Genomic DNA, 15,067 nt, shown 5'->3' with positions numbered 1-15,067 from the left:
GGCAGTGTTGTTTATGCCAATACATTTTCATGATAAACTTGATTGTCTTTTGCGCCTGTAGCTCAGTGGATAGAGCGTCAGCCTCCGGAGCTGGATGTCGCACGTTCGACTCGTGTCAGGCGCACTTTGTTTCATCGTATCTTTCTTTAGTTGTTTAAGTGAACAGAATGTCTCCCTAACACTGATGGAGCACAAGCGCGTCAGCGCGCAGTCCTCGTGTCAGGTGCACTTTGTTTCATCATAATATTCTTTTTCTGCGCCTGTAGCAAACGGCGCCCACTGCGTGGGCTTGTTACCCTCACTTAACTTCGCATACTTCGTATGCTTGTTAAGTTCTGGTCAGTGGAGAGAGCGTCAGCCTCCGGAGCTGGATGTCGCATGTTCGACTCCTATCAATAAATCAAAGTCATTAGACATTATAAGTTGTTTGAGTAAATAGAGTGTCTCCCTAACACTGGCGGAGCACAAGCGCGGAGCGCGCAGTCCTCGTGTCAGGCGCACTTTTTTTCATCGTATCTTTCTTTAGTTATTTAAGTGAACAGAATGTCTCCCTAACACTGATGGAGCACAAGCGCGGAGCGCGTGTCGAACTTCACAAGTGACTGAAAGGAGCGACGTGAAGTGAGACCTACGAGTCTACGGAGTAGACGACGTAAGTCCTCGTGTCAGGCGCACTTTATTTCAAATGGCGCGTTTTGCTTAAACTCAATTGCTCTTTGATCGCCTGCAGCAAATTAATCGACGGCTGCGGCAGGCGGCCAAAACGGTCGATCAATTCCTGCTCGATATTTTCCACATCCTGCGCGGTTTTAGAGTCCATGATCCGGCGGTAAAAAGAAATGCGCAAAATTTCTTCTTCCATATAATCCCGCGGTAAATAATTTTCCTGTCTGGTGGGCAGGCGGAAAATCTGCTCCTCCTCAATTTTTTCGCCGCGCACTTCGCGCACCGAGTCTTCCAGCATCTTATTGTACAGAGTGAAGCCGACATTTTGGACAAAACCGGACTGCTGGGCGCCCAAAATATTTCCTGAGCCGCGGATCTCCAAATCGCGCATCGCCAGACGATAGCCCGCGCCGAGCATCGTGAATTCTTTGAGCGCGTGCAGCCTGGCCGTGGCGTCCGGATTTAAAACCGCCGCGGCTGGATAAAACAGATAAGCATAAGCCTGTTGCGCGCCACGCCCCACGCGGCCGCGGATTTGATGCAGCTGCGCCAGCCCAAAATGATCAGCGTTTAAAACAATAATCGTATTCGCGCCCGGAATATCAATGCCGTTCTCGATGATCGTCGTGCAGAGCAAAATATCCATCCGTCTTTCGACAAAATCCAGCACGGCCTGCTCTAGTTTTTGTTTTGGCATCTTGCCGTGCGAGAGGACAACACGCGCGGCGGGCACAAGTTCTTGAATTTTGGTCTGCCAGTAAGGCAAAGATTTTATGTCATTGTTCAAAACAAAAATCTGCCCGCCGCGTTCCAGCTCGCGGTCTAAGGCCGCTTTTAATTTCTCCGGCGCGTACTCGGCCAGAATAGTTTTGATCGGCCGACGGTGTTTGGGCGGCGTGCGCAAAATGCTGATATCGCGCATACCGGAGAGCGAAAGATACAGTGTGCGCGGTATCGGCGTGGCCGAAAGCGTCAGAATATCCACATTGACCGTCAGTTTTTTGATGAACTCTTTGTGCTCCACGCCAAAACGCTGCTCTTCGTCGACTACCAGCAGGCCGAGGTCTTGAAAAGCAACGTCTTTTTGCAGCAAACGGTGCGTACCGATCACAATATTGGTCTGGCCGGATTTTAATTTTTTGATGACGTTGCGGTTCTCTGCCGGTGTGTGAAAACGCGACAACATTTGAATATCCAGCGCGTAGTTTTTGAAACGCGTTTGAAAATTATGATAATGCTGGCTGACCAAAATTGTCGTCGGCGCCAGCACCGCCGCCTGCCGGCCGGCCATAGCCATTTTGAAAGCCGCGCGCAGGGCGATTTCCGTTTTGCCAAAACCCACATCGCCGCAGATCAAGCGGTCCATCGGAAAAGCAGCTTCCATATCCTGCTTGACCGCCGTAATCGCCTTGATCTGATCTGGCGTCTCCGTAAAAGGAAAATCCGTCTCCACCAATAACTGCTGCTCGGTGTCTTCTGGACAGGCCCAGCCTTTGGTCATTTTGCGCAGGCGGTAGAGATTAAACAACTCCAGCGCAATATTTTTCGCCGCAGTCCTGGCTTTTTGCCGGGCCTTTTCCCAGGCGCCGGAACCGGAGCTCAAATTAGTCAGCGCCGGACGCAGATCGCCAGCGGAATAACGGTGCAGGAGCTTAGACTGCGTGAGCGGCACAAAGACCGTCTGCGTATCCGCAAATTGCAGTTCATAATACTCACCGGCCACCGAATGTTCACGCTTGTACTTCAGGCCGCGAAAAATTGCGACGCCGTAATTTTCATGCACCACATAATCGCCCGGCTGAAAATCCGGCAGCAGATAATCCTCGCTTTCCCGAAAATCCGTATCGCGGGTCAGCGCGTCAGGCAGCGGCTGATAGGCGTTGATCTCCGCGGCGTCCAGCCGGCTCAAAGAACGCTGATCCTGAATATTGAAAGAGCGGATCGATTCCAGCAAATTGTCCAGAAATTCCAGCCGCAGCGGCGTAACGTAACCCTGCGGATAAATATCGATGATACCGCCGCGCACGGCCAGTTCACCGTGGTCGACAACTAATTCCACCCGGTGATAATTCAGAGCGGTCAGCTCCGCCACTATGCGGGAAAAATCGTATTCCTGCCCCCGCGCCAGTTTCATCAGCTGCGCGAGATCAAAACGACGCCCAGCATGATGACCAGCACGCCTAGCCAGCGCGCCGGCGAAACAGCTTCTTGAAAGAGAAAAAACGAAGCCAGCAGCACAACCGCATAGCCCAGACTGAGCATCGGATAAGCCACGCTTAATTCCACGCGGGAGAGCACGACCATCCAGAATAGCGACGACAAAAAATAAAAAGCAAAACCGGCAAAGACCCACGGGTTAGTAAAAGCGCGCGCAAACTGCGGCAGGAGCTGCGGCAGAGCGGTGAAATCAAACTGCCCGACCACGGCCATGCCTTTCTTTAAAAACAACTGACCGACTACGCCGATCAGCACCGGTACTAACACCAATAATATTGTCTGCATATATCCTCCTTTTTTTACCATGTTTATAATTTTTTCCGGTAGACCAGCACTTGACCGAGTTTATACGCGCTGAAAAAGGCCGCCGCCGCAACAATCACCGTAAAAACCAAAAGGCCGCGCAGGGATAACTGCGCCAGCAGCAGCGTGCCGCCGCCGATCAAAGCGGCGCAGGCGTAAAGCAGCAAGGCCGTGCGCGCCTGCGCGACTCCCCGCAAAACCGTCTGGCGGGTCGGACGGCGCGGGCCGGCTAAACGCAGATAAAACAAGATCAGCTTATCCAGCCTGCGCTGCACGAAACCTTTCATCCGCGCTAAGCGATGCGAAGAATGATCACGGCCGGGCGTAAAAATCCCCAGTCCGTTAAGCGTGCGCAGAACCATGACCAGCAGCGTGTCAAAAATCGGCACCGCCAGCACCAACAGAGGGATCAAAACACTGATACCTTCGTAAATATATTCATAACGCTGAAAAAACTCACTGTGCCAAAGCACAATCTCCCAGTTGCTGATCTCCCTGACCTGCAAAAGGATGGCCACCGCGCCCAGAGTAAAACCCAAAAACAAAGAGCCGAGATCGCCCATAAAAATCGAAGCTGGCGAAAAATTGTATTTCAAAAAAGCCAGCGCGCAGGCCGCCAGCAGCACGCAGAACATCGCCAAATCTGGCTGTCCGGCTTTATAAGACAGGAGAAAAAAGAAAAACGCCGCGAGCGCTGAAACTCCGGCGGCCAAGCCGTCCATATTGTCCAGCAAATTGATCGAGTTCGTGATAAAAGCCAGCCAGCAAATTGAGACCAGACTATTTAAAATATCCAGCTCCATAAAAGAAGTTTTGATACCGAAACCAAAAACCAACAGCGCGGACACCGCCAACTGGCCGGCCAATTTGGTTTTCCAGGTCAAGCCGTATTTGTCATCGCACAGCCCCAGCAGCGCGATCAGCGCCGCGCAAAACACCACCGCTTTCAGATTAAGGTCTGTCGCGCCTTTATAAAAAAAACACAGCCCTAGCACAAAAGGGATCAGCATACCCAGGCCGCCCAGCAGAGGAATAGTATCCGTCTGCAGTTTGCGGGCTTCCGGTTTATCGACAATATTTAATTTCCAGGCCAGCCTCTTGACCAGCGGCACGGTCAGCAGCGTCAAAATAAAAACCGTCAGCGTCGGCAGGAGAAAAATTTCCATATTTTGCTCCCTATAATTTATGCAGATTTTCCGCCTGACGGCCCCGCGCGCCATTGACCAGATCGAAAACGAGCCTGGAATTTTTCAGAATAAAATTAAAATCATACGCGCTGTGCGCCACCGCCACTAAAACACAATCCACACTGGCTAACAGCCCGGGCGTCAGATCCTGCGACACATATTCGCGCGGATTTTTGCTGGCAGCATACAGCTCATGCTCAAATTTAAATTTCGGCACGTAAGGGTCATTGTAAAGCACATCCGCGCCGGCGTCTTCCAGCAGCTTGATGAGATACAAAGCCACGGAGTTGCGGCAGTCGTCAATATCTTTCTTGAAAGCCGCGCCCAGTACCAATATTTTCGCGCCGCTGATATTTTTGCCGGAAACGCTCAAGAGCTTGCGCAGGCGGTCTAGCACATAATACGGCATGTTCATATTGGTATCGGCAGCCAGCTCAATGAAGCGCGTGAAAAAATCGTACTCGCGCGCTTTCCACGACAAATAAAAAGGATCGACCGCAATACAATGCCCGCCGACACCGGGCCCGGGATAAAACGGCATAAAACCAAAAGGCTTGGTGCTGGCTGCCTCGATCACTTCCCAAATATTGATACCCATGCGCTCGGAAAGCATCAGCATTTCATTGACCAGCGCGATATTCACCGCGCGGAAAGTGTTTTCCAAAATCTTGCACATTTCGGCGGTCTTGGGACAGGAGACCTCGTGCACCTTGTCCGCGTCAATAAACACGCGGAAAAGATCAGCCGTCAATTTGGTCGACTCCCTATCAATACCGCCCACAACTTTCGGCGTATTGTGCGCGTTAAATTTTTTATTACCCGGGTCGATGCGCTCCGGCGAAAAAGCCAGATAAAAATCCTGGCCAGCTTTGAGGCCGGTTTTTTCCAGAATTGGCAGCACGACTTCTTCGGTCGTCCCCGGATAAGTTGTGGACTGCAAAACGATCAGCTGGCCTTTTTGCAAAGTTTGGGCCACGGATTCCGCCGCGTTACGCACGCAGGCCAGATCAGGCGCTTTGTGTTTGTCAAAAGGCGTCGGCACACAGATAAAGACCACGTCCATTTCCCGCAAACCGGCAAAATCCGTCGAGGCGCTCAAAATTTTTTTATTCAAGACCAGTTCCCGGACTACTTCGGACGGCACATCAGGAATATAGCTCGCGCCTTTGTTGAGGCTGTCCACTTTGTTCCGGCTCAGATCAAAGCCGGCAGTGCGCACACCAGCTTCCGCAAACGAACACGCCAGCGGCAGACCAACGTAACCGATGCCAATTATGCCGACTTTCACGCTTTGGTCTTTTATTTTAGCTGCTAACATTTCCTGATCTCCTTATTTAAGTTTAGTCCGCAAAATGTCTTTTACGTTTTTGCCGCGCAATACCATATTTAGTACTTGTACAGATCGCCTAATTTCTTTTTCTTATCCGCAATAACTAACTCTAGTATTTCGTCTAACTGCACTTTCGGCTGAAAACCGATCAGTTCTTTTATTTTAAAAAGATCCGGCACGCGGCGTTCCATATCTTCAAAGCCCAGCGGATAAGCCTTAGCATAGGGAACATAAGTCAATTTAGATTTACTGCCGGTCAATTCAATAATTTTTTTGGCCAAATCCTCGATCGAAATTTCCAGGCTGTTGTTGCCAACATTGATGACCTGCCCGATCGCGCGGGGCGTCCCGGCCAGACGTTTAATAGCGTCAACCGCGTCGCCGACATAAGTAAAACAGCGCGACTGATGACCATCGCCGAAAATCGTGATGTCCTCATTGAGCAGCGCCTGCCGCACAAAATTGGGGATCACCATGCCATAGCGTCCAGTCTGCCGCGGCCCCACTGTATTAAAAAACCTGACCACGACCACCGGCAGTTTTTTCTCCTGATGATAAGCCAGCGCCATAAATTCATCGACCGCTTTAGCGTAAGCGTAAGACCAGCGAGATTTGTCTGTCGCGCCCAGCACCGTGTCGTCCGCCTCGCTAAAAGGAAATTTATTGCTCTTGCCGTAAACCTCTGAGGTCGAAGCAATGAGAATTTTTTTCTGATATTTGTCCGCCGCCGCCAAAATGACTTCCGTACCCTTGAGATTGGTCATCAGCGAATTGAGCGGCTTTTCCACGATCGTGTAAACGCCCACCGCCGCGGCCAGATGATAACAAATCGCGCAGTCCCGCACCAGCTCATCAACAATTCCGGAATCCAGCACCGAGCCTTTGACCAGCTTAAACCGGCCGGAGGCCGTCAGCGGCGCGACATTTTCTTCCCGTCCGGTGGAAAGATCATCGAGAGCCACCACGCTGTGCCCTTCGTTAATATAAACTTCCGCCAGATGTGAGCCGATAAAACCGGCGCCGCCGGTAATAAAAATTTTCTGCATTATGTTTTTAAGTATAACCTAATTTGGCAGATTTTTCATATAACTTTCCGCCGAATCAGCAAAATTTTCGAGCACGCGGTTTTCTTTCTGCGCCGCAACCTCTGCTAGCAAAGGCCGGGCGGACTTAAAATCGCCTTCGTTAAAATAGATCATTGCCAGCTCATAGGTAAAAATATAATAATTGTTGGGGTTTTTTAGATACTGGCGGTTATTGTCCGCGCGGAAAAAATTAAACACCTCTTTCTGACCAGTCAGGTCTCTCGCCAAACGCAAAGCCGGTAAATACTGCTGATACGCCAGGGCCAAGACTGAATTATTGGTCGGATATTTCTCTAACAGTTCGCTGTACAGCAGATTGGCCGTGGCTAAATTCTGGGTCCAAATATAAGCGGATAAACTCTCTAGCTTGACCGAGTCGGTCAGCGCGTTATCCGTAGGCTCTCCGGCAAAATAAGCGTCCGCCAGCTCCACCTGTTCCCGCGGCTGATTATTGCGACCGTAAACCACCAGCAAAAAATACCGCGCGTCCGGACAGCGCGAATCGTCAGGATATTTTTCCAGGAATAAACTCAAGGCTTCGATCGCTCTCCTGTTCTGCTCGGCATAAATCATATCCAGAGCGGCGCCGTATTCCGCATAGGCGCGGCTGTACAAGCGATCAACGCTCAAATTCTCCAGCGGCTCTTCCCCGCGCGGCACGGCGGTGGCGGCGGCAGCCGGTTTGTCGCCCAGCGCCAAAACCAAACTGACCAGCAAAACCCAAACCAATAGAATTTTTCGATACATATAGAATTCCCCCTTTTTAAGATAAGTTGTCTTTATATCGATTATTTTACCTCAAAAACACCATGAATTTCTTTTAATTGAGCGTCGGCCGTATTTTTGAAATACGCCTTGTAAGTATAATTGCCTTTGGCCAAACGGCTGGCCAGAAATTCCCAGACCAGAGTCCGGTCGTCGCGGGAAACAATTTTGCCAGCGATGCTTTCATGTTTGGAGCCGCGGGAAATGATCAGCGTGGCTTTGTCGGCCAGCAAATTGGTACTCGCTTTGAAGCGGAAAGTATCTTCAAAAACCAGCTGATCGTGTTTCAGCACCGCCAGATTTTTGGACGGACGGGCGTAAATTATCTTCTGCCACGATTTAACCGCGGCAGTTTTGAACGGCTGCACAGCAAACCAAATCAGCGCCGCGGCGGCAACGATCAGCAGCCAGGCCAGCAAGGTCTTCCAGGCAAAACCCGCGCCGTTTTTTTGCCGCTCCAAGCGTTCCTGGCGTTTTTTGAATTCTCTTTCGATCTTTTCGCGTTCTTTCTCATCCTGCGGCTTCAGCACAGACGACACCATGCCGGACAAGGACGCCTCGTCTTCGGCAAACGGGGAGTTGTGTTCTTTAGGTTCTTCCGACGGCGTGCCGGTTTTATTTTCCAGCTCTTCTTCTGCCATAAACTTTACCCTCTAATATTATATTATAACTTAAAACTCAGGTCGGCGTAACCCTGATTGAGCGCCACGGAAACCGGCACCTGGTTGGAGGCCGGACCCCAGAGCTGCCGCGGCCCCGGCGAAGTAAACAGATCGGCCGCGCTCCAAGCCCGGCGCCGCGCCGCCAAAAACCTGAAAGCCGGAGAATTTATTTTGACCAGCGCTTTTTCGATAACCATTTCGTCCTGACCGTGGCGCTTTTCAACATTAATGAGGCCGGTCAGCGGAATGGCCAGCACGCGGCCGCCTTTATTTAGATCACTCAAAGCGGCCATGTAGCCGGTGCGGTTGTCCAGGATCAGCGAACCGGCGATCAAGCCCAAATTGAAAGTGAACGCCGCGTCAAAAAGCGACGGCGCGCCGCAGCGGCCTTCATAGCCAAAAAAGTGGCTGTTCGCGGCGAACGGCGTGGCGGGCGAGAGCTGTTTAACGCGCGCCGCCGTCATGTCGATCAGCAGCTTTTCGGTGGGGATCTGCGAGACCTGCAAATTGCCGTGTGAGTCGCGGTCCAGCAAAAGCATCTCCTGCAGATAATCCGGCAGAGACTTGAAAAGCGCGGCTTGTTCGGGACTTAACTCTTTGGCGGCAAATTCGCGGCGTTTGGCCAGCGTTAAATTTTTCAAACTGGAAGCATGCCGCGCCATCAAATGGTTGAGCGTCCTCAGCAGAGCGGTCAAATCCGGAATAAACTCGATCAAACCCTCGGGAATAACCACCACACCGTGCCGGATGCCTTTTTTGGCGCGCCGGATCACGGTCTGCGCGATACCGTCGACAATTTTCCGCAGGGGGATTTTTTTAGCGGCGATCTCCTCGGAAATCAGAACAGCCGCCGGCCGCGTCTGCAAAGCCACTTCCAGCGCCACATGCGAAGCCGCGCGTCCCATCAGCTTGATGAAATGCCAGTACTTGCGCGAGGACGGCGTGTCCTGCAAAATATTGCCGACCAGCTCGGCGTAAATTTTCGTCGCGGTGTCAAAACCAAAAGAGATCGGCAGAAATTTGCCAACCTGCAGATCGCCGTCAATGGTTTTCGGCACGCCGATCACCTGCACCTCTGGATACAAATACTCAGCCAGCAGCGCTGCGTTGGTATTGGAATCATCGCCACCGACAATGACCAGCGCGTTCAGTTTATTTTCGGCACAGACTTTTTTGACCTGCGCAAACTGTTCGGGGGTTTTTATTTTGGTGCGGTCTGAACCTAAAAAATCAAAACCGCCGGTATTTAAAATCCGTTTTACATCTTTACTGGCAATCGTAAATAAATTTCCTTCCAGCAAACCTTTTGGCCCGCCACGCACGCCCAGCAAGGTGTTTTGCCCGCCCAGCACGGTTTTCAGTCCGGCCACGACATTGTGCCCGCCGGACGCCGGTCCGCCGGAAAAAAGCACGGCCACGCGCCGGTCCAGCGCCGGACTCAAATTTTTTCTTTTGGCGGTCAAAAGCCGGTTGTCGCTGGCTTTGACTATATGGCTGAATTCCGCGGCCACCGGTCCGGCGTTTCCGGTATTCAGCGGCTTGCCCTCGGGATTAAAAACAACCGGCGCGGCCTGCCCCTGTTCGTCCAGGAACAGCCTGCAGACCGGCACGTTAAGTTTTCTGACTTCTCTTTCAAAGATCGAGTTGCCCTGCTCCATTTTTTTTAAATCAGCGGTCAGCATTTTTATTTTTCTCCCCTTGGTGAAAGATTTAATTTTTTACCATTTTTTGGTTAAAAAGGCAACGAAACAATGAGAAGTTTTGAGGCGCGGCATAAAAGACGGGATAGGATTTCTCGAAGCGGAGTTTGATATTGCCAAAACGAAAGAGTTATTGCCTGACCCCACAGATTTTGGCAGCGGCAAGTATCTGACCGGTGGTGATAATCAGATACCAGATCCGGATGTTTTTAACAATGAGAGTATCTGGACGGCCAGCGAAATGCCTAAACAGCTGCTGGAACTGTAATGGGCAAATAAGTAAGTATTGTGGGATTTAAAAGGGGCTTGCGCGGCCCCTTTTAATTTTGCTTTTGACAAAAACACTTTTTAGTATATAATATTAAGCACTAAATAAAATATTAAATAAGGAGCGAAAATGAATATAGTCCAGGACATAAAGCCGCTTAGCACATTTAAGCGTAATACCGCGGAGATTATCAAACACATCAAGGAAACCCAGCGGCCGACTATTATCACTATCAACGGCAGCGCGGAAGTGGTGGTGCAGGACGCGGAATCTTATCAAAGTATGCTGGACACGCTGGAATATTTGCGTAATGTGCAGAAAATCCAGCAAGGACTGACCGAGTTAAAAGACGGCAAAGCAATCCCTGCCAAAAAGGCTTTGGCGGATTTTAGGAAAAAACACCATCTCCTATGAAAATTTATTCTGTATTTGTCCTGCCGGAATTTATCAACAGTTTGGAAACGGTTTTTAACTGGATCGCCCAAACTAGTCCGCAAAACGCCGCCGTAGTAGCGGAAGAAGCGCAGAAAATTATTGGCAGACAAAATCACTAATTTGTTTTTTTAAAAATTAAAAAAATAATACCCGGCACCTATCGCGCAGAGTATTATGCTTTATTTGCCGAACCCAGCACCTCAATATTTTTGCGTTTGTACAGCTCTTTTAATAAATCTCTGGCCGGGCCGAGATATTTGCGCGGGTCAAATTCAGCCGGTTTTTCGGCAAAAACTTTGCGCACCGCGGCGGTCATGGCCAGACGCCCGTCGGAATCAATGTTTATTTTGCAAACCGCGGATTTGGCGGCCGCGCGCAGCTGCTCCTCGGGAATGCCGATCGCCGCTTCCATTTTGCCGCCATATTTGTTGATCAGCTCCACGTATTCCTGCGGCACGGACGACGAGCCGTGCAGAACGATCGGAAAACCCGGAATGCGTTTCTCGATCTCCGCCAAAATATCCAAACGGATCTGCGGTTTTTGCCCGGGCTTGAATTTAAAAGCGCCGTGTGAGGTGCCGATCGAGATCGCCAGACTATCCACGTCAGTTTTCCGGACAAAATCCTCGACCTCTTCAGGACGGGTATACGTGTGCGTCTCAGCGGAAACCTCATCCTCGACGCCGGCCAGCACGCCCAATTCACCTTCCACAGTCACATTGTGCTGATGCGCGTACTCCACGACTTTTTTAGTCAGGGCAACATTTTCCGCATAAGGGTGATGCGAACCGTCGATCATCACAGAGGAAAAACCATACTCGATACAACTCTGGCACAGTTCGTAAGTATCACCGTGGTCAAGATGCAGGACTATCGGTATCGCGCAGCCCAGCTCCCGAGCATACTGCACCGCGCCCTGCGCCATGTAGCGCAGCAGGGTTTGATTGGCGTATTGGCGCGCGCCGCTGGATACCTGCAAGATCACCGGCGACTTAGTCTCCACGCAAGCCTGAATGATCGCCTGCAACTGCTCGAGATTATTGAAATTGTAGGCCGGCAGCGCATAACCTCCCGTGACCGCTTTGGCAAACAGCTCCCGCGTATTAACCAAACCCAATTCTTTGTAACTGACCATTTTTTGCTCCTTTCACCAACAAAATTAGAGCCTATTTTTTACCATTTTTGGCGGAAAATGACAAACCGAAAAATTCCACCGCAAAAAACAACGGCAAAATTCGATGCATTTCAAAGGTATATTTTTACGATAAGTGGGTAATTACTTTCTTGTGAGTTTTAGAGGGTAAGTATATTTACTTACATGTGCGCGGCAAATATTAAATGGACGGGGTATATAACTAAAGCGCGGCAAATATCTTTACCCTCGCGGACACGGCGTAGCACTGAAGGTTACGTCCGCTCCGGGTAAAATATTTGCCACGCTAAGTAGAACAAAAAAATAGAAAATGTTTGTTTTTTTGATGGATATTTTGAGAGCGAATATTTTGCCGTAAGCGTGCTATAGCGGCAGGGAATATTTTACCGGATAGAGACGTAGCATGCTACGTCTCTATTCTCGGCGCACGCAGGTAAAGATATTCCCCGCCGCGAAAAAACAAAGAAACAAAAAACTGGAGTTTTATAATGCCAAAATTTTTGAATTTAATATTGACTAATAGTTACCCCCCCCCCCCCCCAATTTTTCGTGTAGGTACGCGAAAAATATAGTATTTTCCTTTCTCTATTTTCTTTCTCCTAAAAAACAGCGAATGTTGAACGCCGCTAAAGCGGTCGGTTGACATTTGGTGTTTAAAAAAATTCAGGAGGGAATTATGAATATAAATATTAATAGCGGTTCATTCACTAACATAACAGCAGACAGGCGAAATATAGCGAACAACCAACAGATCAATAACAATGATGGTTTTTGGACAGAATCTACATCTAAGAAATTTGGAACAAAGGAGATTGACTCTAATCAAGATGGTCAAATTTCTTTGGATGAATTCAGTAGGATGCCTAAAAGCGACCAGGAGGAATTTATTGATCGTCTGCTCCCGGAAACTCGCGCTGATTTTATTAAAGCCGGGTTAGATAGTAACAAGCCGGAAGTACGTTTAAGCATGACTAATATACTGAATAAAATCAATAATAATCCTAGCGTTTTCACTAAAAAAGAAACCAAAGAAGCAGTTAGGCAATTTCTGCAAACCGACAACGCTGCTTTTACGACCGTTAAGAACACCGTCGATATTGATAAGTTTGACCGAGCCGAGGTTGGCTCCACCAAAGACGGAAAGATCACTAAAGATGATATTCCGCATTTAAGCGCTACAGAAGCGTTAAATTTGTACCGCGGAATGGAATCCGACCCAAGCAATCCGATCTATAATGAGCTCAAAAATCCAGAAGCATTTAAAAGCTTAATCGGACAAATGTCGCCTGCAGACAGGCAAAAGATATTCAGTGAGTGTTTGCAAGATCCTGGCCAAAGGATAGCTATATCTATCAGCAGTGAACGCGAATATTCCGCTAACGGCGGTTCCGCTACTACCATCAGTGAATCTAGGACGGAAAATAAATTAACCTATCTGATAAATGCCGGTCTGCTCGATGGCTGCGACCAAAAGAATACCGCCCGCGAAACAACGCAAGCCTTGAGCAACCCAAGTCTCAGCGACACGCAAAAAGAAATGATCCTCGAGAGCCTCGCGGGACAAATAGAGAATACGGAGAATACGGATTTTAAACAGGCTTTCCTTCAGGAAATAAATAACGCGGAACGCAGCGGCAAGCCGATAATGATCGGAGAAACCAACATCAGGAACTATCCGCTAGGAGATACACAAAAAAACGCGCCTGAAATGACTGTCCAGTTCGCGCTGACCGGAGTGCGTAATGAGGATTCAGCGCTTGTGCGTAACACTCTCGCCAGATTTGACCGCGACGGCGATGCCGGCGCTGTGTCTATGCAGGATATAAATGAACTGCAAAAGGACGGTAAGTTAAATGACTTTTTGAAAGCCTGCAATCAGCGGGAACGCACTAGTGTTTTTGAGCTAATCCGCAAGGATCCCGGCAGCAGTTTTGAAAGTATCGTAAAAGAATTAAAACCGGATCAGTTAAAGAACTTCCGTGATCATCTTGAGGGTTTTGAAGATCACCAAGAGGAAAGTTCTGGCATTCCCGAACAATTAAAGTTAATTGCCCGGGCGGAAATGGCACAAACATCTCCCTCACAAAGAGCGGCCAAGGCAACCAGTCTTATGAGCCAGGAGCCGCCAGACTTTGAGGCCTTAAACACAGCCATAGACAATGGTTTGCTGGACGGGTTGCCCGAATCCCAACAAAGAACTATTTTAAATAACGCCTTTAACTTGTTAAGAAGCGCCAATGCTGGCTCAGAAGATAAGCTAAATGAAAGTCAGACAGCCCTAGCAGAAGCGCTATCATCCGGCATCGGAGAAGGGAGAATATCAGAACGAATAGTGCATGAGTTTCTGGCAGAAAAACAGAAAAGCGGTAATGTGCATGTTAGTGTTTTAGCCAATAAATTGGCTCCGGAGTTTAATCGGTTTATCGAGGCTCGCGCTAATCGACTTGCCGCGGAGAACAAGGATAAAGAAAATCAAGAAAAAGAGTTGGACGATGCTACACGAAGTATATTGCAAGAACTAGCAGCAGAGCCCGTACCCTCGTCAGATAGCAGCAACACAGTACAAGAAGAAACACCACCGGAAACGCCAGCAAATTTGGCATCAGCTGAGCCAGCACCGCTGGCGTCAGCAGATACAGCAGCATCGTCAAGACCAAATATAATAACAGAAGGAGATACCTCAAGGTTTACTCTAAATTTTGAGCAAGTCGAAAATAGCGCACAAGAGGCAGGACAACCATCATCACCAGGAGCAGCAGAGCCAGAAGAACCACCGCTGTCAACTGCACAAGCAGAAATACCGAGGACAATAACGCCGCAGCCGTCAGCTCCACCCACAACTACACCCGAAGAATCAACAACACCAAACGCTACCACACCGTTTGCACAAGCAGTAGGTTATCAAAATCAACCAGCACAATCCGTCTCTACACCTGAGTATAGAACACCTACGAACAATGAGACAATCGATAATGCTGGCAAAGACATAATCACAGAAATAAACACCTATCAACCAACCGTAGTAATGAAAGGTATTGCGGTAACCAGAGGAGAAAACAATCGGCGCAGCATTAATATAACCATTGACGACATGCCAGTGCTAGTAACTTTTGACGCTAATTTTAAAGATAATTTAATTAATATTGGCGGGGAAGACTATCAAGTCAGCGGCATAAACCCTGTTTCTTTCCACATAGATGGCGTTACCCACTACCTTGGTTTCAATGGACAGAGCTGGACATACGGCAGTGAAACACAGCAACCAACATTCAACGTTGCTTAGGCATAAAAAGGGG

13 protein-coding genes and 1 tRNA gene are annotated in these 15,067 nt (G+C 49.2%); 5 read left to right on the top strand and 9 right to left on the bottom strand.

Translation table 11 applies throughout. The features are described 5' to 3' along the window. The first annotated feature begins 51 nt into the window (after positions 1–51). A tRNA-Arg gene (locus tag LBJ25_02330) sits at positions 52–124 on the top strand. Positions 125–676: 552 nt separating this feature from the next. Here LBJ25_02330 and mfd read toward each other — a convergent pair. The 8 genes from mfd to LBJ25_02290 form a co-directional block, all read right to left on the bottom strand. Next, positions 677–2,800 carry a transcription-repair coupling factor gene (mfd, locus tag LBJ25_02325; GenBank protein MDR1452796.1) on the bottom strand — a complete coding sequence of 708 codons (2,124 nt, stop codon included), beginning with the start codon at positions 2,798–2,800 and terminating at the stop codon, positions 677–679. Continuing rightward, complete coding sequence (locus LBJ25_02320) at positions 2,800–3,168, bottom strand: 4-amino-4-deoxy-L-arabinose transferase (GenBank protein ID MDR1452795.1); 369 nt, start codon at positions 3,166–3,168, stop codon at positions 2,800–2,802. The genes mfd and LBJ25_02320 overlap by 1 nt, the downstream gene beginning before the upstream one ends. 23 nt (positions 3,169–3,191) lie before the next feature. Further along, entirely contained in the window at positions 3,192–4,352 is a 1,161-nt protein-coding gene (locus tag LBJ25_02315; protein MDR1452794.1) for an undecaprenyl/decaprenyl-phosphate alpha-N-acetylglucosaminyl 1-phosphate transferase, read from the bottom strand. A 10-nt stretch (positions 4,353–4,362) separates the two neighbouring features. Then, positions 4,363–5,691, bottom strand: coding sequence for a nucleotide sugar dehydrogenase (locus LBJ25_02310; GenBank protein MDR1452793.1), 1,329 nt, complete (start codon positions 5,689–5,691; stop codon positions 4,363–4,365). Between the two features lie 68 nt (positions 5,692–5,759). Then, a complete protein-coding gene (locus tag LBJ25_02305) occupies positions 5,760–6,749 on the bottom strand; it encodes a GDP-mannose 4,6-dehydratase (GenBank protein MDR1452792.1) in 990 nt (329 codons plus the stop codon). Positions 6,750–6,767: 18 nt separating this feature from the next. Beyond that, entirely contained in the window at positions 6,768–7,535 is a 768-nt protein-coding gene (locus LBJ25_02300; GenBank protein ID MDR1452791.1) for a hypothetical protein, read from the bottom strand. Between the two features lie 41 nt (positions 7,536–7,576). Further along, on the bottom strand, positions 7,577–8,194 hold the full coding sequence (locus LBJ25_02295) for a hypothetical protein (GenBank protein MDR1452790.1): 618 nt from the start codon (positions 8,192–8,194) through the stop codon (positions 7,577–7,579). A gap of 23 nt (positions 8,195–8,217) precedes the next feature. After that, entirely contained in the window at positions 8,218–9,897 is a 1,680-nt protein-coding gene (locus LBJ25_02290; GenBank protein MDR1452789.1) for a diphosphate--fructose-6-phosphate 1-phosphotransferase, read from the bottom strand. Positions 9,898–9,976: 79 nt separating this feature from the next. On the opposite strand from LBJ25_02290, the gene LBJ25_02285 reads away from it, so the two are divergent. The 3 genes from LBJ25_02285 to LBJ25_02275 all read left to right on the top strand — a co-directional run bounded on the left by LBJ25_02285 (position 9,977) and on the right by LBJ25_02275 (position 10,737). Then, positions 9,977–10,183 carry a hypothetical protein gene (locus tag LBJ25_02285; protein MDR1452788.1) on the top strand — a complete coding sequence of 69 codons (207 nt, stop codon included), beginning with the start codon at positions 9,977–9,979 and terminating at the stop codon, positions 10,181–10,183. Positions 10,184–10,312: 129 nt separating this feature from the next. Then, a complete protein-coding gene (locus LBJ25_02280; GenBank protein MDR1452787.1) occupies positions 10,313–10,597 on the top strand; it encodes a type II toxin-antitoxin system Phd/YefM family antitoxin in 285 nt (94 codons plus the stop codon). Then, positions 10,594–10,737 (top strand): hypothetical protein, encoded by a 144-nt coding sequence (locus LBJ25_02275; protein MDR1452786.1) that lies wholly within the window; start codon positions 10,594–10,596, stop codon positions 10,735–10,737. The genes LBJ25_02280 and LBJ25_02275 overlap by 4 nt, the downstream gene beginning before the upstream one ends. 53 nt (positions 10,738–10,790) lie before the next feature. Here the strand turns inward: LBJ25_02275 and LBJ25_02270 are convergent, their stop codons facing one another. Continuing rightward, a complete protein-coding gene (locus tag LBJ25_02270) occupies positions 10,791–11,753 on the bottom strand; it encodes a class II fructose-1,6-bisphosphate aldolase (protein ID MDR1452785.1) in 963 nt (320 codons plus the stop codon). A 694-nt stretch (positions 11,754–12,447) separates the two neighbouring features. Here LBJ25_02270 and LBJ25_02265 point away from each other — a divergent pair. Continuing rightward, positions 12,448–15,054 carry a hypothetical protein gene (locus LBJ25_02265; protein ID MDR1452784.1) on the top strand — a complete coding sequence of 869 codons (2,607 nt, stop codon included), beginning with the start codon at positions 12,448–12,450 and terminating at the stop codon, positions 15,052–15,054. The last annotated feature ends 13 nt before the right edge of the window (positions 15,055–15,067 follow it).

Source organism: Candidatus Margulisiibacteriota bacterium (assembly GCA_031268855.1).
GTDB lineage: Bacteria > Margulisbacteria > Termititenacia > Termititenacales > Termititenacaceae > Termititenax.
Note: the sequence above shows the minus strand (reverse complement) of the source record. Positions and strands in the feature narration are given on the sequence as shown.

What these genes read in the sequence shown, in the direction of transcription:
- LBJ25_02265 (MDR1452784.1), top strand. Translation starts at nt 12,448, where the DNA reads ATGAATATAAATATTAATAGCGGTTCATTCACTAACATAACAGCAGAC.
- LBJ25_02310 (MDR1452793.1), bottom strand. Translation starts at nt 5,691, where the DNA reads ATGTTAGCAGCTAAAATAAAAGACCAAAGCGTGAAAGTCGGCATAATT.
- mfd (MDR1452796.1), bottom strand. Translation starts at nt 2,800, where the DNA reads ATGAAACTGGCGCGGGGGCAGGAATACGATTTTTCCCGCATAGTGGCG.
- LBJ25_02305 (MDR1452792.1), bottom strand. Translation starts at nt 6,749, where the DNA reads ATGCAGAAAATTTTTATTACCGGCGGCGCCGGTTTTATCGGCTCACAT.
- LBJ25_02280 (MDR1452787.1), top strand. Translation starts at nt 10,313, where the DNA reads ATGAATATAGTCCAGGACATAAAGCCGCTTAGCACATTTAAGCGTAAT.
- LBJ25_02275 (MDR1452786.1), top strand. Translation starts at nt 10,594, where the DNA reads ATGAAAATTTATTCTGTATTTGTCCTGCCGGAATTTATCAACAGTTTG.
- LBJ25_02320 (MDR1452795.1), bottom strand. Translation starts at nt 3,168, where the DNA reads ATGCAGACAATATTATTGGTGTTAGTACCGGTGCTGATCGGCGTAGTC.
- LBJ25_02300 (MDR1452791.1), bottom strand. Translation starts at nt 7,535, where the DNA reads ATGTATCGAAAAATTCTATTGGTTTGGGTTTTGCTGGTCAGTTTGGTT.
- LBJ25_02270 (MDR1452785.1), bottom strand. Translation starts at nt 11,753, where the DNA reads ATGGTCAGTTACAAAGAATTGGGTTTGGTTAATACGCGGGAGCTGTTT.
- LBJ25_02315 (MDR1452794.1), bottom strand. Translation starts at nt 4,352, where the DNA reads ATGGAAATTTTTCTCCTGCCGACGCTGACGGTTTTTATTTTGACGCTG.
- LBJ25_02290 (MDR1452789.1), bottom strand. Translation starts at nt 9,897, where the DNA reads ATGCTGACCGCTGATTTAAAAAAAATGGAGCAGGGCAACTCGATCTTT.
- LBJ25_02295 (MDR1452790.1), bottom strand. Translation starts at nt 8,194, where the DNA reads ATGGCAGAAGAAGAGCTGGAAAATAAAACCGGCACGCCGTCGGAAGAA.